The organism is Pseudomonas sp. PA-6-3C, assembly GCF_021605825.1.
GTDB classification, from domain to species: domain Bacteria; phylum Pseudomonadota; class Gammaproteobacteria; order Pseudomonadales; family Pseudomonadaceae; genus Aquipseudomonas; species Aquipseudomonas edaphica.
This window is the reverse complement of record NZ_WKDV01000049.1, coordinates 1-23,204: the sequence shown is the minus strand read 5'-3', so window position 1 is coordinate 23,204 and position 23,204 is coordinate 1. Positions and strand designations below refer to the sequence as shown.

Below are 23,204 nucleotides of genomic sequence, written 5' to 3'. Positions count from 1 at the left end.
GGGTACTACGTTGCTGGCTGAAGGGCCGCTAAAGCCGCACCTCGACGTTGTCCTGCCAGAAGCCCGAGAAGTAGAAATACGCCGAGGCATCACAGAACGTCGCCAACTCCGCAGGGGTAATGGCGCTGGGTTGGTTGCCGAAAATCGCCGGCGGCGGCAGCAGGTTGGCCGAGTTATAGAGGTTGCCGACTTCATAGCAGTTGGCCGCGAACTGGGAACAGAACGAGCTGCTGCCAATCGCCACCGACTCGTTGATGCGCTCGACCAGGCTGGTGTTGGAGGTCCAGCGCCGGAATGCAGAAATCATCGCGTTCCACACGCTGTAACGGCCATGGATATCGCCGCTGATCTTGTCGAAATAGAACTGCTTGGCCGCCACGACTGCCGCTTCGCCCAACTCACTGCTCACGCAAGAGAAGACCATCGCCGAACGCGGGGGCTTTTCAAGGCTGAGGTCAGTCAGCGACAGCCCCTCACCCACGCTTTCAATCACCTGGGTGTCGCTCACCGCAATCGCCGGATGAACCACATTCAGGAACGTCGTGTCCTGGGAAAACACCTTGGCCTTGACCAACTGGCCCGCGCGAATGAACGCGCGCGTCGCGCTGTCGTCTTCTTGCTTCACCGAAAAAATAATATCTCCAGGCTGCATGATGTCGCTCCTCACTTAAGAAAAGTTGCTTTCAAGTTGCTGTTGCACCGTTCCAGAAGAACCCTGGAACGTTGTGCTCGGTTCAGGCCGCTGGCGCAGCCCGGTTGGCCAAGGTGTCGGCGTACTTGGCGATGCTCTGGTCGATCTTGTCGATGGCCACGCTGGCGGCTTCGGCTTCCATGGCACCCGCGGCGGCGGCCACGGCCGCAGCGGCGCCCACCAGCAAGTCGGTGGCCAAGGCGCCCAAGGCGTCTTCGGCAGCGGCCGGCAGGTTGTCCTTGACGATGTTCTCGGTCATTTGCTGGAGCAGCACGGCCTGGGCCGCCAGGGCGATCTTGCTGACCCCGTCGAAATACCCCGCCGCCGCCTGCGCCACCAGGCCGGCCGCCTGGCTGATCATCATGTCGGCCGGCACCGCAATCTGCGCCGGCGCATAGGCAAAGTTCTGCGAATTGGTGAACTGCACCGCCTGCACGATCTGGCTGTTGAGGGCAGCGGTGCTGTCGGGCGACGGCGTGCTCGCCTGGTTGAGCAGGTGCTCGTTCATGCGCGCCATGATCGAGCGCGAGGCCGGTGCGGCGGGCGCCGGCGCAGGTGGGTCGGCGGCGGGCGTTGCTTGCGGGGCGACGGGTTTCTTTCTACTGAACCACGACATAATCGATCTCCCGAGGGCTTAGCCCTTCTCGCCAATCTGCATGATCAGCGCCACGGCCTTGGAGATCACCGCATTCGAAATCTGGTTCATCGCCTGTTGGCTGTTGACCGCGTTCTGTAACGACAGGCCCGCCGCACTGCTCGCCACCTGATACAGCGACGCGATGGCCTGGGCCGGCGCTTCTGCCACCACTTTGACGTTGGTTTGGGTGACCGCGTCGGTGATCTGGCTGTTGACCTCTGTCATACATCTCTCCTTGATGGCATTCACCCAGGGTTGGGCGTGGGTAGTGGCGGCAGGACGCGCTCATACAACTAGAACGCCCCGCGCCGGCGTGTGTGAATCAAATTCAGCGCAAGGCGTTGCGCAGCAGTTGCACACGCTTGCGCACCAGCGGCAGCGTGACCTGCAACGCGGCAGCGATCTGCGGATACGGCAGGTCATCCACAAAGCGCATCTCAAACAAGCGCTGCTGCAACACCGGCAACCGCGCCACCTGCGCCTCGATCAGCTCGAGGCGCTCGTAACACTCCACCCGCTCCAGCACCGAAGCGCAGGGCGCGGCGAGTGCGGCCAGGTGATCGTGCTCGAGGTCCACCGAATCATCGAGCAGCCGCTCCTCGCGCTTGCTGCGTCGCAAACTGTCGAGAAACACATGGTCGAGTACCAGAAACAGAAACCCCTGAGGGTCGCGAATGCGCTCCGGCGAGCGCCGAAAGAACAGCAGGGCCTTGATCGCCGTGGCCGACAACCATTCCTGGCCCTGATCCAGATTGCCCTTGGCCCGCCGCAGCGCGCGCCGCTTGAGTTCGCCCTGCACGGCGCGCCAACTCGCTTCGAACAAACGGTCATCGGCGGCCCATTGATCCTTGAACTGAACAGTCATCCCCATCGCCAGCACTCCTGTGCATCCTTGATGAAGGGCCAGTCTGCAAGCGCGGGACAGGGGTGCGCTGTTACCTGCGGAACACTGCAACGACTAATTCAAGGCAAATGCCTTGCGCCGCAAATGCTCGAGATCGTTGATCACCATGCGTTCCAGATTGCCGCTGATCAGCCCACTGCGGCGCCACAATTGCAGCTGCACATTGAGCTTGGGACGGCTGGTGTTAAGCATCGACGCCAACACCCCCTGGCTGGCGGGCAAAGAGACACTCGGCATGGCCAGCGCCAGGTCGATATCGCCCAGGTTGGCCAACAGAAACCGCGCCAACCGCGACTCCAACCGATGCAGGCACACCAACTCCAGCAACTCGATGGCCTGCAGCAAGCGCAGCATCATCAGCATCAACAAGCGCCGCAAAAACACCGGTTCCTCAAACAGCACACCAAAATGCCGGCTACCCAGTTGCAACAGCCGCGTGGGGCCACTGGCAAAGGTGGAAGACTCGCGCCCATGATCCTTGATCAACGCCGTCTCCCCCACCACCTGCCCGGCCCCGGTACTGCCGATAATCTGCTCCCGGCCGTCCGGCCCATGCACCACCGAATAAATCCGGCCCTCAACCACCAAAGCAATAAATTCGAGGCTGTCGTCCTTGAAATACAGCAGTTCACGATCATCCAGCAGGCGCTCCACCATATGGGTGGCAACGTAGCGCAAGAGGTGCTCCGGCATACCTCGAAACAAATCGGAGCGGGCCAACAGGGTTTGTCTCAACGGGAGATCGAGCATCACGGTTCCTTTGGAATGCATGCGTTCACCTGGGGAATTGCGGCTTGGAAGCGGCTTAAAGCCACAAGAGCAAAGCAAACAAAGGGACGTGCGGCGCGGGGAGTTGTGAATGAGAGTGGCGATTAGCCATTTTTGGTGGGAAACGGCCGACAGTTACCGGCGAAAACGCTGGAATGGACGCATCAGGGCGACATGGGTATGATGTCGCCCGCACAAGCATCCGTAGCTCAGCTGGATAGAGTACTGCCCTCCGAAGGCAGGGGTCGTGGGTTCGAATCCCGCCGGGTGCACCATCTTCTTTCCCTTGTATTACAAGGGGATAGCGCTCCTGACAGAAACCTGTCCTAGTCCTGAAAGTCGTTTTTGCCACAAATTTGCCACACTCAAAAGTGGCGGGAATGGTCGAAATGGCAACAATCAGGAATCGCGGCGAGTATCAGTGGGAAGCGCAAATCCGCCGTAAGGGCTATCCAGCCCAGCGCAAAACCTTTGAAACCAAAGCCGATGCCCAGGCCTGGGCACGCATGATCGAAAGTGAAATCGACCGGGGTATTTTTGTCTCTCGGGTCGAGGCTGAACGCACTGCCTTTCATCAACTCATTGATCGATACATTTCCGAGATCGCACCGAAACACAAAGGCGCGTATTCGGAAACCAAACGTCTGGAAGCGCTCAAGCGTCATCCGCTGGCGACACGCATCGTTGCCACCCTCACCTCTTCAGATTTTGCACGCTACCGCGACGAGCGCCTGAAGATTCGGAAGGGCAATACGGTGAAACGTGAACTCGCACTGTTCCAATGCGTGATTGAGGTCGCTCGCCGCGAATGGGGAATTCATCTTGCCGAGAACCCAGTCAGGATGGTCAGCCGTCCCAGCTACAACGACGAACGCTCGCGGCGGCTCGACCCAATTGAGGAGGAATACATCCTCAACGCTCTGGAGCTTCGTGAGCGCCGTGCTGACGGCACCTATGCCGACGCCTCACACAACCCATGGATACGGCCCATCGTCCAACTGGCGATTGAGACAGCCATGCGCCGTGGCGAAATTTTCGAGCTGCGCTGGAAGCATGTGAACCTAGATCGCAGGACTGCGCATCTTCCAGCGACTAAGAACGGACTGCCCAGAAACGTCCCGCTTTCACCGAAGGCTGTTCAGTTGCTGAAGGACTTGCCGCGCTCGCTGTGCGGTCGAGTCTTCCCCACCACCGCCGACGCTCTCAAGAAGGCCTTTGTGCGAGGCCTGGAGCGAGCGAGGCTGAAATACGTGGGGGATTGTGGGGCGGCGCAGGTAACGCCTCAGGAAGACTTCCTGATCAATCTACGCTTTCACGATCTGCGGCACGAGGCCACCTGTCGACTCGCGACTAAGCTCCCAAACCTGATCGAGCTTGCCAGTGTAACGGGGCATCGAGAGGTGAACATGCTGAAGCGTTACTACAACATCACCGCAGAAGAGCTCGCGGCAAAGCTGGCTTGATCAGACCTATGGCTACATCTCAATGGTCAGCTTGGAGCTGACCATTGATCTTGCAACACGCCCGCGCGAACTCAGCAGAGGTACACGGGGCCCTGTTGCCGGGTCAACAATCGCCCGTTGTTGCGGCGCCCTTCATTCAGAAAACATGTCATCTGTTAAAAAGCTGTCCTAGTGATTGAGCGGCTGATTGGCAAAAGCTGGCCTCACCAGATCAATCGAGCGATAAAGCGATGACAGTAGATTATGAAACTATCCAGAAAATACAGAAGCTTGGCGATGATGTTCTGATTGGCGTGGTTGAAGTAGCAGCGCTGACCGGCTTCAGCGTGCTTACGGTCCGTCAGCGCAAATTGCCGGGGCTTGAGCCTGTACCGGGACTGTCAAGGTTGAGATGGAGACTGGGTGATCTGAGAACCTGGATGCGCACCGGCAACACCGAGAGTCGAGATTCAGCCACCGTCATCGCACCTTTTTCTCATCCGAAACGCACAGGGAGGCCCACAAAGAAAGCACAGGTGGAGGCGCGACAATGACCTGTCCTGGCTGGATTCATCTCCTTTGCACCGGGAGTAGTGAGCATGAGTAGACAACGAACCATTCGGGACCAGAATTTTTGGCGCTCCCCACGCTTACTGAATTGCACCACCGAGGACAAAGTTGCTTTGCTGCACCTGTTAACTGCTCCTGACAGCAACATTACGGGCGTATACCCACTTGTTCCACGCATTGCCGGAGCAGAAATTGGATGGACGGCGGATCAGTGGTTGCAGGTCATCCACCGCCTTCAGGATGAAGACCTAGCCAGGTATGACAACGTGAGACTCATCATTTGGGTAAAAATCTGGTGGGATCACCACTCTGCTACTCAAGTGACAGGGCCAAAACTACGAGCCAGAGCGCTGGAAGAAATTCGCCGTGTCCCAAGCGAGTGGTTAGACGACTTTCTGAATGACTTCAAAGAAAGACTGAACGACGACCAGCAGGATTGGATAGATGAATCCCTGCGGCCGCGCTCAAAGCGATACGTAGAGGAGGGCTCGATATCACACGGATGCCATATCGATACCGTATCAGCCAAGGTCATACCTAACACTAAACCTCAACCCAAACTCTCAACCAAAACACCAACGTCTTTGCCCACCTCCTACGAATTGGATATGTCAGGAATCCCTCCTGAACATCGGACGGATGTCCACAGAGCGCTTGTGAAGGCGAAGGTAAGCGGAAAACTTAGACATAGGCCGCAACTCGTAGTCAACGCGATGGCGGAAAATTACCAATCTGCTTCAGGTAAGCCGCATAACGCCATGGCCTTAACTCTGTATCTGGCCGAGAATCTGAATGGCGGTAACGAAGTGAGCTAGGTTTGTCTGAAGCCGACTCAAACGGGGAGGATGAATGCCATGGCTAGAAGGAGTCGTACCGCCGTTGAGCGAATAATCCTCCAAGCTCGGATATGGGGTTGGGATATGTCCTGGTCGCTCAGCATGGCCACGCGGTCCGATACAAGAACAATCGGCCACCATTACTCAGAGCATACTGTGATCAAGCTTTACGGCTCCGTTCGATACCCCGAAACATTCAAATACCCGACCCTAGAATGCTACCTATACGTTGATCCACTGCTCCTAAGCGACAAGTCGGTTCCTCTCTGCATCGGCTCCATGCAGGCGACGGGTAGTAGGCTTATCGCATATGTCGCCGTTCACAATGATCGTTTCAACAGCTTGGTCACCGCTGCTAGTCGACTTGTTGCCCTAGAGATAAATGCGGAGCCGTTGAAATACCGCAAAGCTAAGGTGATGGGTATCCACCTAAGCACCGAGCTGGAGTCTGATTGGTGATGGTTTTTTGATCATAGGGGCGCTAGTGTCCGGCGCCCGTGCACTAGCCCTGCCCCGGCAGAGAGAAACGTATGTCGAGGCCAAAAATCCTCATTCCTCGTCGAAGTAATCGCTATCCAATTTCGGCAGTTTGAGGAGCCGAGACGTTACCCCAACCTCATGGTCCATCATGAGGTTGACCAAGCGGATGCCATCCACCAGCACCATGCCTTCCACTGAGCGAACAAAGTCGATGCCCTGGGCAGTGAAACCCGAAGTAGTGATAAAGACCCCTCGCTTGGCCTTTTGCCCAGCAAGTGCTCCATAGAACGCTTGCAACTCAGGACGGCCCACAGTGCCTTGCCAGCGCTTTGCTTGGACATAGACTTTTTCCAGTCCGAGCTTATCAAGCGAAATTACCCCGTCAATTCCGCCATCTCCGCTTCCACCTACACGCTGCAAGTCGTTTCGGCTAGCCCCGTAGCCAAGGCTGTGCAACACGTCGAGAACAATGACTTCAAAGCGGTTGGGGCTGACTTGTAGCAGGTTATCCAGTAGATCTGCAGCTGTCGCATTGCGTAGCTCACGCAGAGCCTGCTCCAACCGATCGTCTGGGCTCACAGTTGCTGATAGCGGTGTGTCTGCCCCCTGCTCACGTCCATCTAGCGGGACGGCATCGGAGCCGCTTCTAAGCTTCACGTCCATGAAGCCGATGGCAAGTTGTTCAACCTGATCCATAGTGAGCGGTGAAGGGTGCTGTTTGGAATAAACAGCGCCAGCTTCGGTTAGCTTCCAGTAGCCCCGTTTGGCGCTGGAGGATAATCCTGCGCGCTTGAGACGATCGTGAGCCCATCCTGCGCGGTTTTTATAGGTCGCTTGCCCACTCGCAATCAGCTCTTGAAGCTGTGGTTCGGATAAATTCAAAGCCCGGGCCGCAGCTTCATGCGCGTCGCGTGCTGTCGCACCTTCTGGATTAGCCACTAGGTAACGCAAGATTGGCTCAATGAATTTGTCGTATGTAGGAACGGACATCAGGATTCCTTTCGCAAGGTTGCCAGCGTGGGCAAATGTAGTAAGTCGCATGTTATTCGGAGCAATCCGTTACCTCGAGGCCTAATGAGCTTGCTAGCTCTCTCGCTTCTGAATCTACCCGTAAGCGGCTGGCGACTGCTTGTGCTCGCTCCTCCTCTTTGGCCAGATACGCCTCGATAAAGCACTCAACAATCTGCTCCTGAGTCAAGCTTGGCGCCGATATCTGACGCTTCAGCCTGTTCAGAATTTTGCGGGAGCTGAGTTGGGCCGCCTCTCGCAGATATGCCCCGAGTAGAAGATCGCGAAAAACCCATTCAGAGATCCACCCTTTCGCGAATGCCCAAAACAACAACCGATGGTAGGTATCCCAAGCCATGCGCGAATGGCCGCTCAGATAACGTCGCAGGATTCGACCGTCGGCGTCCCTAAAACCATAAATCCCAAGCTCAGTAAGCAATCGCTCCAGCTTGACCTTGGACATGCCCGACCTCAGAGCAATACCGGAGAACAGGTACTCGACCATATCCACAGGCACGCGGACGACGAAATTTTTCCTACCCGTGTCCTCATGACGCTTAATCTCGCGAAAGACGAACTGGAAGGCTTCTGTTGGGTCGATGTCCGGATGAGATAGCTGCATCTCGCTATTCTTTGGCTAATGGGCGTAGCTGTCAAAGGAGTACCCTACAGGTCAGCCAATACAAGTATCGGCACTGGAGGCGCGAAGCCCACGAAATTTGAAAACTCACGACAGTGCTATATCGCACGTTTGATACTTTGAGCGCCGCTCAAAATGAGCCCGATAAATCATTCGAGCACATCATCCGAGGTGAATTGATGCACATCGGTCAACAATGATCCCTGTGAGGAAAAAACATAGTGGAATGAATCCCAAGGACAACTGCTGCCTACTACCGCCCATGCAGAGCCTGGGCAATAGCGGGCAGCCTGATCATTAACTGATTATGACCTCGATCTACTCTATGAAACGTACGATCTCCGCGATGAAAACGGCGACCCGCATGCCGCTTCTCGCGAAAATCGTTAAAACGTGAGGAGCTATTTGCCTCTCATGAACGCTGGCGGAGCGATACGCTGTCGGCGCTGGCTAGGATCGGCAGAGTCACGCAGAGCGTCCTCGATGCGCTGAGCAGACATCTCAAGTTCGTCAGGGGAGGCATTCTGGATAGCACGAATCAACCGCTCACGATTGGAGCGCTTCATACGCATAATCTCGGCGAAGCTACTTTCGTCGTCACTGGATTGTTCCATAACAACCTCCAAGGCATCTTGAGATGCATCATCGGAGACCTACACGGCAGTGTCAAATAGCTCTCTTAGATTCGTTACCTTAGCCTTTGCGCTCCCGCATCACCACAACCGTCCAAAAATCGTCTCACACTTATCAACGTCCAGCACGCACGCTACTCGTTTCCTAGCTCTGTGTCAGAAGGTCACTCAAGGCTAAAGGCAATTCGGTAAATCCTAGCTGTCGCTCTACCGTCTTTCTCACCATCCAATCGTCGTATCCTCAGCGCTTATGGATGATGTTCTTTTTGCTTATGTAATCGTTTTGAATTTGTGTTTTTTTCGTACCCATGGCGTCCCCTCCATGCAAATCCCCCTTTCATCCCGGCTGTAAACGATTAATGCAAAACTTATCTAAATACGGAAAGGAAAGACTAGGACAAGGTAGGGTTTGCTATACCGCCAGTACCTGGCGCCTCGCAACCGGCGTGCACCAGTCGTTCCACTCCCTCTGCTTTGCCTACCTCCCCTGCTCAGGGCGAGCCCCGACACCCTAACACCTGGAAAAGGAAAAAACATAAGCCTTATTACGCAACGCCGACACGAGGTTGCTATCGGCAATTCGTCGTTTCGAGGAAGTAGATGCACAACTGCGTTAGAAGGCCCATGACAGCGGAATGAGCGCTGGTCAGTTCATGCTGTCAGCCGCGTGAAACGACAGGCCAGAAGCCGAATTGACTCACACGTAATAAATGAACTACGGCACTTAGGCGGACGTCATAAGCATCTCTTTACGATAGGCACCGGAGTGCGTTCCCAGGAGTACGCAAGGGTATTAGTAAAGATAACGGAGGCCATTAGGCATATTGAGGATTGAGGCAAACCTTTTGGAGCTCTGCTAGGGTCACACTTGGAGTATACGACAGGTAACAAACACCCAAATAGAACGCGTCAAAAGTTGTCGCACCTCTGTTTACACCACTTGCTTTTACTCAGGCTTCTCGTACCGCTGTTCGCTCCGTTTTTACTGCATACTTTACGAGTGCGGCACAGGACTACTCCAGCACTCAACAGCTAAGAGAGCTGCCTCTAAACGGACTATTTCAATCTATCGTTGGTTCCTGATTAACTAAGTACGCTCAGGAAAATGATGCTCGAACACGCCAATACCAATGACTTATATTGAACTGAAGGCAAATTACATAACCACATAGAAATTGAAGGTGCACTCGCGGACATAGGTGGTGGCGGGCTGGACGGCTTTGGCTTTAAGGTAAGAGTGCTGAAACACCTTGGCTATAATATTGATGATAAATACACTCCGGACCAACAATGCAGCGGCGGATGCTTTCAATAGGCCTGGTTCCGACGTTTCGGCAAAAAAATTATTGTCCTCGCTTGGCATTGACTCGGAATAATCCAAGCCGCAAGTGCCGGAACCGTCTCGAAGGATTTACCGCGCCCGCTGAGCGAACGAGTATTCCCCACCACGACTGACGCGCTCATCCATGCATGCACACTACAAATTCCCCCCAACCTAAATGACACGTCCGCGTTCCGCAGGTTAAGCTCGCCGTTAATTCATTTTCCAGTGTTCGGCTGGTCAATCCAATTGGCTCAAGTCGTTCGCTTCGCTCACTCCACACGTCCAAAAACTGCGCTTTCGGCCATCCCTCAGCCAAACGTGGGATTTTCCGAGTAGCGCCCAATAAAATTGGGTGGACGCAGCACCATGAAAAAAACCAAAACGGAGCATTGATGGCGAGTACAGAAGCAAACACCAGCGACTTTAACTACGCAGATACACTCTGGAAGGCTGCTGACACCCTACGTGGCCAAGTGGATGCAGCGGAATACAAGCACGTCGTCCTGGGCTTGCTCTTCCTGAAATACGTCTCCGATAGTTTCGACAGCCGTCGCGATGACTTACGAGCCGAGCTGACGAGCGATGGAATTCAGGGCGAACAGCTCGAACGACTGCTCGAATCGCGCGACGAGTACACCGCCGAGCGCGTTTTCTGGGTGCCGCCCGAGGCGCGCTGGTCCAACCTGCAGAACCAAGCGACGCGACCCGACATTGCGACGCTGATCGACGATGCGATCCTCGCCGTCGAACGGGACAACACAAATCTGAAGGGCAAGCTCCCCCGCGACTACGCCCGCCGCGGCATCGAGCCAGTCAAGATGAAGGGGCTGATCGACTTGATCGCCGGTATCGGCTTCAAGGGCAGTCGTGGCAAGGCTCGTGACACGCTCGGCCGAGTCTACGAATACTTCCTCGGCAAGTTCGCCGCCGCCGAGGGCAAGCTAGGTGGGGAATTCTATACACCCCGCAGCGTCGTGCGCGTGCTGGTAGAGATGCTGGAGCCCTACGAAGGGCGAATCTACGACCCTGCCTGCGGCAGCGGCGGTATGTTCGTTCAATCTGAAAAGTTCGTCGAGTCGCACGGTGGCCAGCGCACGGACGTCTCCATTTTCGGGCAGGAGAGTAATCCTACCACCTGGCGTCTGGCGCACATGAACCTCGCCATCCACGGCATCGAGGCCAAGCTTGGTGAGTTGCCTGCTGACACGCTTCTGCGCGACCAGCATCCCGACCTCAAAGCCGACTTCGTGCTCGCCAACCCGCCTTTCAACGTAAGCGACTGGTCCGGCCAACTGCTACGCGGTGACAAGCGCTGGACTTACGGTGCCCCGCCAGTGGGCAACGCAAATTACGCCTGGATTCAGCACTTCATCCAGCACCTCGCCTACCCGAATGGCAAGGGCGGCGGCGTAGCCGGGTTTGTGATGGCCAACGGCAGCTTATCGAGCAATACCAGCGGCGAGGGCGATATCCGCCGCAAGATCATCGAGGATGACCTCGTCGATTGCATCGTCGCGCTGCCCGCACAGCTCTTCTTCACCACCGGCATTCCGGTTTGCCTGTGGTTCCTCACCCGCGACAAGACTGGCCGTAACATCCGCCGCGGCACTCCGAATCGCTCAGGCGGCAGGTCGGGCGAAACGCTCTTCATTGACGCCCGCAAGCTCGGCACGATGCAGACCCGGGTGCTGAGGACGCTCACAGGAGTCGAGGACGCAGAGTGCGTGCAAGGCACGGGCGACCCGCTACCCACATCCGATATCGGACGGATCGTCTATACCTACCGCCGTTGGCGCGGCGAGCCTGCCCCGGATTGGTGGGACGAGTCCGAATACGGGCTGTGGGCGTTCGAACCAATCCCGGGCTTCGCTAAGGCCGCGACGCTTGAGGAGATTGCTAAGCACGGCCACGTGCTTACTCCTGGCCGCTATGTCGGCGCGGAGGAGCAGGAGGAAGACGCCGAAACCTTTGCCGAAAAATACCCACGGCTGGTAGCGGAGCTAGAGGAGCATTTGACGGCAGGTGAACGGCTTTCTTCGCTCCTGCGCCTGCAACTCGCTCTGGTTGAGGAAGGCGGGGGCAAGCAATGACAACTGAATGGCGCCGTGGCTCAGTAGGTGAACTGCAGAAGGAAGGTCTACTACTAGTTGAAGATGGTAATCACGGCGAAATCCGCCCACGACACGATGAGTTCTCAGAGAGCGGCAATTGCTTTTTCATTCGCGCCGCCGATATGGACGGCGGGCGAGTGCTCTTCGAGTCCGCGCAGAAGATCAATGACATGGCCTTTCGACGCATCCGCAAAGGTATCGGCAAGGGTGGCGACGTACTCTTTTCACACAAAGGTACGGTCGGGAAGCTAGCCGTCGCTCCACTCGATTCCCCGCCTTTTGTTTGTTCGCCGCAAACAACGTTTTGGCGCACGCTCGACGAGTCGCAGCTCGACCGGCGCTTCCTCTATTACTACATGCAGTCGCGCGACTTCGTTGAACAGTGGATGTCGCGTAAAGGCGAAACTGACATGGCTGACTACGTTAGCCTCACGGCGCAGCGCCAATTCGAAGTAGCAATTCCACCGATCGAAGACCAACGGGCCATTGCCTCCGTCCTCGGCGCCTTGGACGACAAAATCGAGCAGAACCGCCGGGCGAACCGGGCGTTGGAAGAGCTGGCGCAGGCGACGTTCAGAGCGTGGTTCGTGGACTTCGAACCTGTCAAGACTAAGGCCGCCGGGCAATCTAGCTTCCCCGGCATGCCCCCCACCGTCTTTTCCGCCCTCGCAGACCGCCTGACCGACTCCTCCATCGGCTTCGTGCCAGAGGGGTGGGCGGTTCGCCCAATTGGCGACCTTGTTACGGTCAAAGGCGGGGGTACGCCAAGTACGAAAGTTCCCGCGTACTGGGAGGGAGGCAAGCACTTCTGGGCTACACCGAAAGACCTTTCCGGGTTGCAAGACCCCGTGCTGCTAAGTACGGGACGCAGCATTACCGACGCAGGTGCAGATTCCATCAGTTCTGGCGTGATGCCGAAGAACACGGTGCTGCTGTCATCACGTGCACCCGTCGGATACATTGCCCTTGCGAAGACGCCGGTCGCGATCAACCAAGGGTTCATCGCAATGATCTGCGACGGTCCGCTTCCGCCGCACTACATCCTACACTGGACGCGATCGGCGCTTGAGGAGATCAAGTCACGGGCAAGCGGCACAACGTTTCCTGAAATCAGCAAAACCGCATTTCGTCCAATTCCTGCAGTAGTACCCGACCGCATAGTGGTGGAGGCGTTCGAACGTTTCGCGCAGAGCCTTTTCGACATAATCGAAGAAAATGTGCGGCAGTCTAATCGTCTCACGGATCTTCGAGACTATCTGATACCGCGTCTGCTTTGCGGAGCTGTAAGGGTTAAGCCATGAGTGCAAATGAGCTCAGCGATCCTGCAGAGAGCCTATCGTTAACGCCTGCAGAGAGTCTTACCGAATGGCGTAGAGAGAAGGACGAGCAACGGTATCGTCGATGGTGCGAAGAGTCGTTCGGCATGGTCGAAGTCGGTCCCGAGATCATTCACCCCGCAGAAGTGCTTGATGCATGCAGAGCCGATGCAGCACGCCGCGGGCGCGACGAAGTTCGTGCTAGTTGGAGAGCAGACGTGGAAGACAAGGTCTGTGAACGATTTCCTGCGCCGATCGCAGTCCCTTTCAATTCATTTCTTCACGGCTCACTTGATCCACTTAAGCGAATGCTCCATATGAAGGATGCGTGGGAAGGCCTGATTCACCTGCTGGCGGCCTTGACGTTGGCCGAGTGTGCGTCTGCTGGCGCCGCATTCGGTGGATTCCATGTGCGTAACAGCGAAGCCAACACCCCGAAAATATGCAGCAAGGGGGATCTCAAAACAAACAGCCTGGCGCTACGTATTGGATTGATCGAGGGTGCCCTTGACCGAGCACAAACCCTTGGGCTACCGCTTTCAATGGCAAGCATCATCTCACGAGGTCTAATACAAGAAATACGGCGTCTGAACGCCGTTCGAAATGAGTTTTCCCATGAGGCGGTGAAGTCTGACAAGCAGGCAGAAGAGATCATCTCCGACGCCTATCCGCTGCTTCGCGAAATACTTGTTGATCTTGCTGATCTGGAACAGGTGGAGTTGTTTCGGCTGCGGACGATCAAGCTCGGTTCGCCTCCTCAGGCAGAGGCTGAGCGCCTCCAAGGTTACGCTCAAGGCCGACGAGTGAAGGAGCTGCCCTTGGATGCTTCCTCCAGCTTGATTGCGATATCTGCAACCCCCATTGGAACTTACGACAGAGTGCTCGCCTCCTTAGGCGGTGGGCTTGTTGACCTCTCTCCATTTTTCTACGCATTTGAGGATGTCACTGGCCGCCGAACACATATCGGTTTCTTCAAGTTCAACAAAGATGGGAAGTGGAATCTAGAAATCATCGGCGAATCGAAGTCAGTGGAGGATCTAGATACCCCTCATGAGGCTTTGATGGCGAGATTTTACGACCTTCTGAAACTGGAGGACCGCGCATGACCCCCCGAATCTCTGAGGTCAGCATCGAAGATGCTGCAGTTGCTCAATTCGCAATCGCAAACATCGGGCTTCAGCGTGCTGAAGCTCTTTCCAATTCCATCCGAGTCACCGCGTACAAACTCAATCCACAGATTCCGTCTGAAGCGATCGACACGGTCTTAGCCTTACTCGCCCATCCGCCGTACTCAACACTCGTAGAAAACAACCGCTGGTTGCATGACCTGCTCATAAACGGTGTGCCGATCGAATACAAGGACGCGGCTACAGGCGAGACCCGAGGCGGGCGAGCCAGGATGATCGACTTCGACAATCCGGCCAACAATGACTTTCTTCTCGCGCGGCAGCTCACGGTCTCTGGGGTGAACGGCAAGACCATACGGCTCGACTTAGCGCTTTACGTCAACGGCCTGCCGCTGGTCTTGATCGAGCTGAAGGACCCAGCCAATACGGCAGCGACGCTTGACGTTGCGATTGACCAACTCGTGCGATACAGGACAGTCGCGCCTGATCTGTTCGTGCCAAATCTGCTGCTGATCGTTAGCGACGGGTTGTTGACTCGGGTGGGCAGCATCACTAGTGGCCGGCAGAGGTTCACGCCTTGGCGGCCGGTCGATGGTGGCATGCCGACGCTGGAGGCCTTAATCCGTGAACTGCTGAGCCCCGCGGCGCTTCTGGACTATTTGCAATCCTGTGTGGCGTTCGAGGAGGACGAGCGAGGGAATATCGTCAAGAAGGTAGCTGGGTATCACCAGTTTCGTGCAGTACGTAAGGCGCGAGCGAGCGTAATCGGTGCGATCAAGACGCAGGACCGCAACGACGATAAGGAAGTAGGCAAGGGCGGTGTGGTCTGGCACACACAGGGTAGCGGCAAGAGCCTTACGATGCTGATGTTAGCCGGCACGCTCGTGCGAGCAACTGAGATGGCCAACCCTACGGTTGTGATCGTCACCGACCGAAACGACCTGGACGACCAGCTCTTCAATACTTTTGCAATGGGGCGCGCGCTGCTGCGACAGGCTCCCGTGCAGGCCGACAGCCGGGAGCATCTTCAGCAACTTCTCGACCGGGCTAGCGGCGGTGTCGTGTTTACGACGATCCACAAGTTTACCGAAGCGCACGGCACGATCAGTGAGCGAGCGAATGTCGTTGTGATGGCGGACGAGGCGCACCGCAGTCAGTACGGGTTCGTGGAGGGCGGGGCGCGTTGGATGCGCAAGGCGCTGCCGAACGCGACTTTCGTCGGCTTTACTGGTACGCCGCTGACGACGGGCGACAAGGTCACGCGGCACGTCTTCGGCGAGTACACCGACGTCTATGATATTCGGCAAGCTGTAGCCGACGGCGCGACAGTGCCCATCTACTTCGAGTCGCGCATCGTGAAACTATCGATCGACGAAGCGGGTGTGCAGGAGGCAGAAGCACAGATCGCGCAGTACGCGACGTGCGACGAGAACGGACAGGAGGCACCGGAGAGCGTTCGCATTCCGCTGCACGAGTTGTACGGCGCCTCCGAGCGGCTAGAGCGCGTCGCGAATTTTGTTGTCGAGCATTGGGAGCAGCGCCGGGCTGCCATGGAAGGCAAGGCAATGCTCGTAACCATGAGTCGCGACATCGCCTCACGGCTATACGACGAGATCTGCAAGCTCCGCCCGTCTTGGCACGATGATGATGATGCGAAGGGTGTGGTGAAGGTCATCATGACCGGCGGCCCGGACGACCCCGCGCACCTAGCGCGGCACGCGCGGAGCAAAGCACAGCGAAAATCTTTGGCGGACCGGTTCAAGGGTCCGGCCGACGACTTTCGGCTGGCGATCGTCGTGGATATGTGGCTGACGGGATTCGATGTGCCTAGTGCACATACTATGTATCTAGACAAGCCACTGGCCGGGCATAACCTGATGCAGGCCATTGCTAGGGTGAACCGCGTGTACGGTGAAAAGCCGGGCGGGTTAATAGTAGACCTGATCGGACTCGCCGATCCGTTGGCCGACGCTCTGTCGACGTATGCGAGCGCGACGGGTGACACGGACAAGCCGGTCAAAGAATTGCAGGATGACGCGATTCCAGCCATGCAATCGGCGTTCGAACAACTGTGCAGCTTCTTCCACGAATTCAACTATGAGGCGGCGCTAGAGACCGATCCTTCGAATGCGTTGCGTGTGTACCTAGGTGCAATCAATCACATACTGGACGTGAAGCACAACGCAGGCGACGAAACAGGTTGGCAGCGCTTCGGCGGTATGGTGAAGCAGCTGGCAACAGCATTTGCGCTCGCCGTGCCACGTGAGGAAACGCAGAACATCGCGACGCACCTGGCATTCTTCCAACGTGTAGCCGCAATGATCCGCAAGCGACTCGCCGACGAGCGCGAAACAACAGAGGGTCGAAGCGACGGCTCCTCCGACATCGACGCAGCAGTGCGGCAAGTGATCGGCGGCGCAGTGGATGCGGGCGAAGTGATCGACCTGTTCGCCGCCGCCGGGCTCGACGCGGCACGACTGGACATTCTTAGCGACGATTTTCTGGAGCGGGTGTCTGCTCTAGAGCAGAAAAACCTGGCACTAGAGACGCTGCGCAAGCTGCTGGCCGACCAGATCAAGCTCAGTGAACGATCTAACCTCGTGCAAGCACAGAAGTTCCGCGAGGCACTGGAGAGGGCGATGCTCAGCTACACGAACAAGCAGATCACCACGGCCCAGATGATCATGCAGTTGCTGGAGCTTGCGAAGTGGGTGCGCGAGGCGAAACGGCATGGACAAGACCTCGGGCTAAGTGACGAGGAAGCGGCGTTCTACGACGCCTTGACGGAAAACGGTTCAGCCAAGGAGGCCATGAAGTCCGACAAGCTTCGCTTAATGGCTCGTGAGCTGGCAGAAATGGTCAGGAAGATGCCCCGGCTTGACTGGACTCAGCGGGAGAGCGTTAGGGCAGACCTGCGACGCAAAGTGCGTCGATTGCTGGCGATGTATGGCTACCCGCCGGATCTATCCGAAAAAGCTACGCAGCTCGTATTGCGCCAAGCCGAGTTGTCGACTGCAAACTCTTAATAGCAGATGTGCTGGCTCGATGGCGATGGGCCTAACGTTCAGCAGGCAGCGAGCGGTGCTGGATGCTGAACGTTAGTGCTCGCGATGGTTTGATAGCGGCTGAGCGCTTCTGCAAGTTTCTGCCTGTCGTCACTGGCAGCTGTAGGGCGTTCATAGTCGATCCATTATCGACAGCGAATCAACTCGAATGCACATGATTGTTCATTTGGAACATTCGGCTGGACTGGAATCAACCGAGCTTGCCACAAATTTGCCACACTCGCACCGCTATCTTGGGCGAAATCCCGCTACACTTAGCTATGATAGCTCTTTGATTTTATAGCTAATCCGAGCTAACGTATTGATTCTAAACGTCGACTTTTAGGACTCCGAAGGCAGGGGTCGTGGGTTCGAATCCCGCCGGGGCACCAGACACACACAAAAGCCCCAAGTCGAAAGACCTAGGGCTTTTTCGTGGGCAATTTTTTTATGCCTCGCGTTTCAAGTATCCTCAACCTCCAAATAATCGACCTGCGGTGTAAATAAATCTCTGCCCATTTCCCCCAGCGCCTTTCCAGGCGAACGATGCTCAAAATGTAGGAGCGGGCTTGCTCGCAAAGACGGAGTGTCAGCCAATACAGGTATGACTGATACACCGCTTTCGCGAGCAAGCCCGCTCCCACATTTTTGGCCAAGTTGCTTTCAAGATTCCATTAAAAACCCCACCACCGAGTAGTCGGTGGCGGGCTTTCTTTGAAGGCATTTATCGCTTCTGCAACGCCTCCAACCGCGCCGGCAAATCCTCCTCAGGAAAGCGCTCATGCAGCGTCAACAGCTTTTCATCCGCCGCTTTGGCTTGCCCCGCCATGCGCAGGTTCACAATCTCCTGCAGCCCTTCCTCCAACGAAGGCAACGCCAGCGGTGCGCGCTTACTGAGTTTTTCTGCCGGCTGATCGACAAACGCACCGAGGGCTTCAGACTGAACCAGCGCATGCTCAACTTTCGGCGCTGCTGCCATCCGCGCCATGGGTGCGGGCGCAGGTGCGGCATACATCTGTGGGGCTGGCGCCGCGGAAAATGTCGCAGGGGATATCTCCGGTTGCGACACGGGCACGCGCATCACTACGCCGATCATCAGGGCCACACCGGCGACGGTGGCGAATGCCATTTGCCAGCGCGGTTGGCGGCAGGCTTGCAGCCAGCGTTGCCACAGGCTGGGTTGCGGCGCCGGGGCTTCGCGGCGGGCGGTGGCGAGGATGAAGGCGTCGAGGGACGCAGGCGGTTCGCCGGTGCCGTGTTGACGAAAATGCTGGATCAGCTCGTCGTCAGGTGTGTGTGGGGAGTGGTTCATACGAGTATCTCCTCGGCCAGCAGGCGGCGCAGTTTCTGCTGGGCGTAACGCAGGCGGCTTTTTACGGTTTCCAGCGGGGCGCCGGTGAGGGCGGCGATTTGCGGCACTTCGAGGTCGCCGTGCAGGCGTAGCAGGAAGACTTCGCGCTGGTCTTCGGGCAGGTCTTGCAAAGCGGCGTCGAGGCGCGCCTGGTCGCGGCTCAGGCTCAGTTGCTGCTCAGGGCCGGCGCTGTCGTCGGCCTGGGCGTGCAGTTGTTCGTCGTAGCTATCGTGCAGCGGGTTGTGGATGCCGTGCTTGCGCCAGTGGTCGATCAGGCGGTTGCGGGCTATCTGGAACAGCCATGTACGAAAACTCGCCCGGCCCTGTGGCTGGGTGGTGCTGCGGATCAGGCTGAGCCAGGTTTCCTGATACACCTCTTCAGCCAGTTCGGCCTTGTTGCTCAGTGACACCAAAAACCGGTAAAGGCCTTGGCGGTGCCGCGCGTACAACACTTCGAACGCGGCAGCGTCGCCGGTTCGGTAGCGGGCCAGCAGCGATTCGTCGCTGGGTGAGTCATCGGGGACGGCCATGTAGGTCGCGAACTCCTTTTGATGGATCGATGCACATTGACTGTGGGGGCTGGCTTGCCAGCTCCCACAGTTGGTTGTTGCCATGTTCGGGATCAGTGTTTGAGGCTCTGCGCCACTTCCACCAGTTGCACGAACTCGTTGCGCAACCCGAATGGGTCATCGCCGCGAGCAGAGCGCGCCAGTGCGGCGGTGTCCTTTAAGCTCATGCTGCCAGTGTAGCGGCCATCGCCCTTGAGCTGTTGGGCGAAGGCGGCCACCGCTGCCGCGAAGCGCAAGTCTTCGCTGGCCGGGGTGGTTTCGTTGCGGATGGGCCGTTCAATCAGTTGGCTGGCACCGCCCGCCGCCGGTTTGTAGCGCACGCGCAGCATGGCCAACTCAGCGGAGGTGTTTTCGGCCGCAGGCGCGGCGGCGTAACGCAACGGCTCCAACCAGCCCTTCTCGCCCTTGGGCACAATTTCGTACAGCGCGGTTACGGTGTGCCCGGCGCCAATTTCACCGGCGTCGACCTTGTCGTTGTTGAAATCCTCACGTTTGAGTGCGCGGTTTTCATAACCCAACAAGCGGTATTCGCTGACCTGGGCGGGGTTGAATTCCACCTGCAACTTTACATCCCGCGCCACCACCGCCAGGGTCGAGCTGAGCTGGTCTACCAACACTTTGCGGGCTTCGCGCAGGTTGTCGATGTAGGCGTAGTTGCCGTCGCCGGCGTCGGCAAGCTGCTCCATCAGGTGCTCGTTGTAGTTGTCCACACCGAAACCCAGGGTGGTCAAGGACACGCCGCTTTTGCGCTGGTCGACGGCCATCTGCTTGAGGCTGTCGAAGTCGCTGACGCCCACATTGAAGTCACCGTCGGTGGCCAGCAGGATGCGGTTGATGCCCTTCTCTATAAAGCCGGCACGGGCCATCTGGTAAGCCAGCTCGATGCCGGAGGCGCCTGCCGTTGAGCCGCCGGCGGTGAGTTGGTCGATGGCGTTGCGGATCTTGGTTTTGTCGCGCCCGCTGGTGGGTTCAAGCACCACACGCGACTCACCGGCGTAGACCACCAGCGACACACGGTCTTGATCACGCAGCTGGTCCACCAGCAATTTCAGCGTGCTTTTCACCAGCGGCAAACCTTCACGGCGGTCCATGGAGCCCGACACATCCACCAGGAACACCAGGTTGGCCGGCGCAAGGTCTGCCACCGCACGGTCGGACGCTTTGATGCCGATGCGCAGCAATCGCGTGTGCGGGTTCCACGGTGTGGCGGCGACTTCGGTGGTCACGCCAAAGGGCGAGCCATCAGTGGGCAGCGCGTAGTCATAGGGGAAATAATTGAGCATTTCCTCGAGTCGAACGGCGCCGTCAGGTGGCAGCCGCCCTTGGTTGAGGAAACGTCTCACATTGGCGTAGCTGCCGGTGTCGACGTCGGCGCTGAAGGTCGAGACCGGGGTTTGTGCAACGCTGTAGACCGGGTTGTCGGGCAGGTTCTGGTAGCGTTCGTGAGGCTCGGCCCGATAGGCCAAAGCCGCGGCGTCGCGCATGGCCATTGGCGCGGCCATCAGCACAGGCATCGCTGCCTGCTTGCTCAAGGCACCCTCAGCCTGAGGCTCGGCGGGCGCGGGCGCGAGAGGCTTGGCCACCTCTCTGGACGATGAAAGCCCACAGCCGGCCAGCGAAGCCAGTACGGCAACCGCAACGCTGCAGACAAGGGGACGCAGCACTAAACGAGCATGTGACATGGCGTTGAACCTCAACAGTAAATAATCCGTTCCTAGGCTCAGACGCAAAACACTTCGGGTTCGGGTTAAATCTCGGAATTTACGCATACAACACGCTTACCCTACAGAGTACCAAGCCATCGGGCGTCAGCTGGAAGCATCGAGCCCTGTAGGTCACTCAACGATGCCGAGCCCGAAACAACTTACGATTACCGAGAAACTCCAGAATGCTCTTAACGAAAATACTCACACTGTAAGCAATTCTATATTTCCAAAAAAAACACGTTAAACACAAACGACATATCAGCTTTCAACAAGACGCGTAATGCTTGGGGAACCCGACTCTTTGACACGAAATTTAAAAACCGAATAAACATAAGAGCCGTTGCAAACCATGTCATACCGGCCTGTTGACACACACTAGAAATAAATACTCTATTGGAAATTAACTTATAGGGTGCGAAGGTATTTCCAGCACACGGATATGCACTTCCCTACACAAGGAATAGGCCAACAACAAGAACATGGATTACTCTTATGAGAATCGACTTGCGCCCGTCTGTTTTCCAGCAACCCAACTACAGCCAACATTTTCTGCGCCCGCTTATTCAGCCTTTTGCCCAACCCTATCTCAACCACCCGGTCTTCAGACCTTTCGTGCAGCCATTTCTCAAACACCCCTTCGTGCGTAAGTTCGTACAGCCCTCTATTCAGCCACCCACACGGCGGCCATTTAATCCAACCACAACAACCAACCCGACGACATTCGACACCGCCACCAAACGCTACTGGGACGGCAAAGATCCAACTCTGCGCGCCAACGACCCCTACGCGGCTAACCTCAATGTGCGCTCTTTCGATGAGCGCCAGGCAACCAACAATCTCACTCGGGGAAACCTTAAGTGGCACGACAAAAATGCCGATGGCAAGGTCTCTGTTTCCTACTCGTTCAACAGCGCCGCCTGGCAATTCGATGGTCGCCAGAGAGAAATGGCACGACGTGCCATGCAGTCATGGAGCGATGTGTCCAATCTCTCCTTTGAAGAGAATGGGCCACGCACAGAGGGCAAAATGTCATTTGGCATATCGAACGCCGTCGGCACCGCCGTAGGCTATTACCCAAGCAACCATTACCAAGGAGGCAACACCCTGTATAACCCCACCAGGGTCACGCGCCACGACTTGATTCATGAAACGGGTCACGCCCTGGGGTTGTCGCATACCGGCAACTACGATGGCGGCTATGACGAGAACCGAAGGAGTCACGTACAGGATTCCCAGGCTCATAGCGTCATGAGCTATTTCGGGGCGGCACTCAGCGGCAAAAGCCATGGCGGCGCCCAACCAGCATCAGCCATGATGGATGATATTTCCGCCATCCAGGCGCTCTATGGCGTCAACCGCCAGATCCGTCAGGACAACACCACCTACGGGTTCAATTCCAACAGCCAGCGCGACTACTACACCCTCAATTCCAACCGGGACACTGCCGTGTTCTGCATATGGGACGGCGGTGGCAACGATACTCTGGACGTTTCCGGCTACCGTTCCAACCAGACCATTAATCTCAAGGCTGGCTCGTACTCCGATGTCGGCGGGCTCAGGGGCAATGTTTCCATCGCTCGCGGTGTGGTCATGGAAAACGCCATCGGCGGCTCAGGCGATGACGCGCTGATCGGCAACGATGCCGATAACCGGCTCACCGGCGGCGCGGGTGGTGACCGGCTGCGCGGAGGCGGCGGCGCGGATACGTTTGACTACAACAGTGCCAGTGACTCCACGCCCGAAAACCCCGACACGCTTATGGATTTTGTCAGCGGCACCGACAAAATTAATGTGTCCGTGGCCATGAAAAACGCCAATGTCGGCGCCCTGGCCTTCGTCAGCGAGATGACAGGCAAGGCAGGTGAGACGGTGCTCACCTACGATGAACAAAGCGGCAAGGGCAACGTGGCGATTGACCTGACGGGCGACGGCAAAGCCAACTTGCTGATCCGCACTTATGGGCAAGTCAAAGCAGACGATATTGTCGCCTCCGCAAACACCACAGCCCATCATCAACAGCCTGAGACCCCCACTACTCGATCCACACT

19 protein-coding genes and 1 tRNA gene are annotated in these 23,204 nt (G+C 57.0%); 9 read left to right on the top strand and 11 right to left on the bottom strand.

The features are described from left to right. Positions 1-28: 28 nt before the first annotated feature. From GIW48_RS25500 to GIW48_RS25480, 5 genes are all read right to left on the bottom strand, one after another. A complete protein-coding gene (locus GIW48_RS25500; protein ID WP_236461066.1) occupies positions 29-652 on the bottom strand; it encodes a hypothetical protein in 624 nt (207 codons plus the stop codon). 82 nt (positions 653-734) lie between these two features. Then, positions 735-1,307: a hypothetical protein gene (locus tag GIW48_RS25495; RefSeq protein ID WP_236461064.1), complete on the bottom strand. Its 573-nt coding sequence runs from the start codon at positions 1,305-1,307 to the stop codon at positions 735-737. Positions 1,308-1,325: 18 nt separating this feature from the next. Continuing rightward, positions 1,326-1,553 (bottom strand): RebB family R body protein, encoded by a 228-nt coding sequence (locus GIW48_RS25490; protein ID WP_003187543.1) that lies wholly within the window; start codon positions 1,551-1,553, stop codon positions 1,326-1,328. A gap of 103 nt (positions 1,554-1,656) precedes the next feature. Next, the gene (locus GIW48_RS25485; protein ID WP_017136685.1) at positions 1,657-2,199 is read right to left on the bottom strand and encodes an RNA polymerase sigma factor; all 543 of its coding nucleotides are present in this window, start codon (positions 2,197-2,199) and stop codon (positions 1,657-1,659) included. A gap of 87 nt (positions 2,200-2,286) precedes the next feature. Next, complete coding sequence (locus GIW48_RS25480) at positions 2,287-3,003, bottom strand: Crp/Fnr family transcriptional regulator (protein WP_099549558.1); 717 nt, start codon at positions 3,001-3,003, stop codon at positions 2,287-2,289. A gap of 195 nt (positions 3,004-3,198) precedes the next feature. Between GIW48_RS25480 and GIW48_RS25475 the strand changes: the two genes are divergently transcribed. From GIW48_RS25475 to GIW48_RS25460, 4 genes are all read left to right on the top strand, one after another. Then, a tRNA-Arg gene (locus tag GIW48_RS25475) sits at positions 3,199-3,275 on the top strand. A 105-nt stretch (positions 3,276-3,380) separates the two neighbouring features. Continuing rightward, entirely contained in the window at positions 3,381-4,463 is a 1,083-nt protein-coding gene (locus GIW48_RS25470) for a site-specific integrase (protein WP_236461062.1), read from the top strand. 230 nt (positions 4,464-4,693) lie between these two features. Then, positions 4,694-4,996, top strand: coding sequence for a hypothetical protein (locus GIW48_RS25465; protein WP_122774964.1), 303 nt, complete (start codon positions 4,694-4,696; stop codon positions 4,994-4,996). A 45-nt stretch (positions 4,997-5,041) separates the two neighbouring features. Beyond that, positions 5,042-5,827 (top strand): hypothetical protein, encoded by a 786-nt coding sequence (locus GIW48_RS25460; RefSeq protein WP_236461059.1) that lies wholly within the window; start codon positions 5,042-5,044, stop codon positions 5,825-5,827. 570 nt (positions 5,828-6,397) lie between these two features. Here the strand turns inward: GIW48_RS25460 and GIW48_RS25455 are convergent. The 3 genes from GIW48_RS25455 to GIW48_RS25445 all read right to left on the bottom strand — a co-directional run bounded on the left by GIW48_RS25455 (position 6,398) and on the right by GIW48_RS25445 (position 8,590). Then, positions 6,398-7,318, bottom strand: coding sequence for a restriction endonuclease (locus GIW48_RS25455; RefSeq protein WP_236461057.1), 921 nt, complete (start codon positions 7,316-7,318; stop codon positions 6,398-6,400). Between the two features lie 52 nt (positions 7,319-7,370). After that, positions 7,371-7,958: a hypothetical protein gene (locus tag GIW48_RS25450; protein WP_236461054.1), complete on the bottom strand. Its 588-nt coding sequence runs from the start codon at positions 7,956-7,958 to the stop codon at positions 7,371-7,373. 419 nt (positions 7,959-8,377) lie between these two features. After that, entirely contained in the window at positions 8,378-8,590 is a 213-nt protein-coding gene (locus GIW48_RS25445) for a hypothetical protein (RefSeq protein WP_236461052.1), read from the bottom strand. Between the two features lie 1,734 nt (positions 8,591-10,324). Here GIW48_RS25445 and GIW48_RS25440 point away from each other — a divergent pair. The 4 genes from GIW48_RS25440 to GIW48_RS25425 are packed head-to-tail and all read left to right on the top strand — an operon-like array spanning position 10,325 to position 17,512. Then, positions 10,325-12,022, top strand: a complete 1,698-nt coding sequence (locus GIW48_RS25440; protein WP_236461050.1) for a type I restriction-modification system subunit M — start codon at positions 10,325-10,327, stop codon at positions 12,020-12,022. Next, positions 12,019-13,344, top strand: a complete 1,326-nt coding sequence (locus tag GIW48_RS25435) for a restriction endonuclease subunit S (RefSeq protein WP_236461049.1) — start codon at positions 12,019-12,021, stop codon at positions 13,342-13,344. Before GIW48_RS25440 ends, GIW48_RS25435 begins: the two co-directional genes overlap by 4 nt. Further along, positions 13,341-14,465: a hypothetical protein gene (locus GIW48_RS25430; RefSeq protein WP_236461047.1), complete on the top strand. Its 1,125-nt coding sequence runs from the start codon at positions 13,341-13,343 to the stop codon at positions 14,463-14,465. The genes GIW48_RS25435 and GIW48_RS25430 overlap by 4 nt, the downstream gene beginning before the upstream one ends. After that, on the top strand, positions 14,462-17,512 hold the full coding sequence (locus GIW48_RS25425) for a type I restriction endonuclease subunit R (RefSeq protein ID WP_236461045.1): 3,051 nt from the start codon (positions 14,462-14,464) through the stop codon (positions 17,510-17,512). Before GIW48_RS25430 ends, GIW48_RS25425 begins: the two co-directional genes overlap by 4 nt. Positions 17,513-18,254: 742 nt before the next feature. On the opposite strand, the gene GIW48_RS25420 is transcribed toward GIW48_RS25425, so the two are convergent. The 3 genes from GIW48_RS25420 to GIW48_RS25410 all read right to left on the bottom strand — a co-directional run bounded on the left by GIW48_RS25420 (position 18,255) and on the right by GIW48_RS25410 (position 21,132). After that, on the bottom strand, positions 18,255-18,842 hold the full coding sequence (locus tag GIW48_RS25420) for a hypothetical protein (RefSeq protein WP_236461043.1): 588 nt from the start codon (positions 18,840-18,842) through the stop codon (positions 18,255-18,257). After that, positions 18,839-19,411: an RNA polymerase sigma factor gene (locus GIW48_RS25415; RefSeq protein ID WP_017136679.1), complete on the bottom strand. Its 573-nt coding sequence runs from the start codon at positions 19,409-19,411 to the stop codon at positions 18,839-18,841. Before GIW48_RS25415 ends, GIW48_RS25420 begins: the two co-directional genes overlap by 4 nt. Positions 19,412-19,503: 92 nt before the next feature. Continuing rightward, positions 19,504-21,132 (bottom strand): vWA domain-containing protein, encoded by a 1,629-nt coding sequence (locus tag GIW48_RS25410; protein ID WP_236461041.1) that lies wholly within the window; start codon positions 21,130-21,132, stop codon positions 19,504-19,506. 516 nt (positions 21,133-21,648) lie between these two features. Here GIW48_RS25410 and GIW48_RS25405 point away from each other — a divergent pair. Next, positions 21,649-23,204: M10 family metallopeptidase C-terminal domain-containing protein (locus GIW48_RS25405; RefSeq protein ID WP_236490682.1), on the top strand; the 1,556-nt coding region annotated here is incomplete at its 3' end.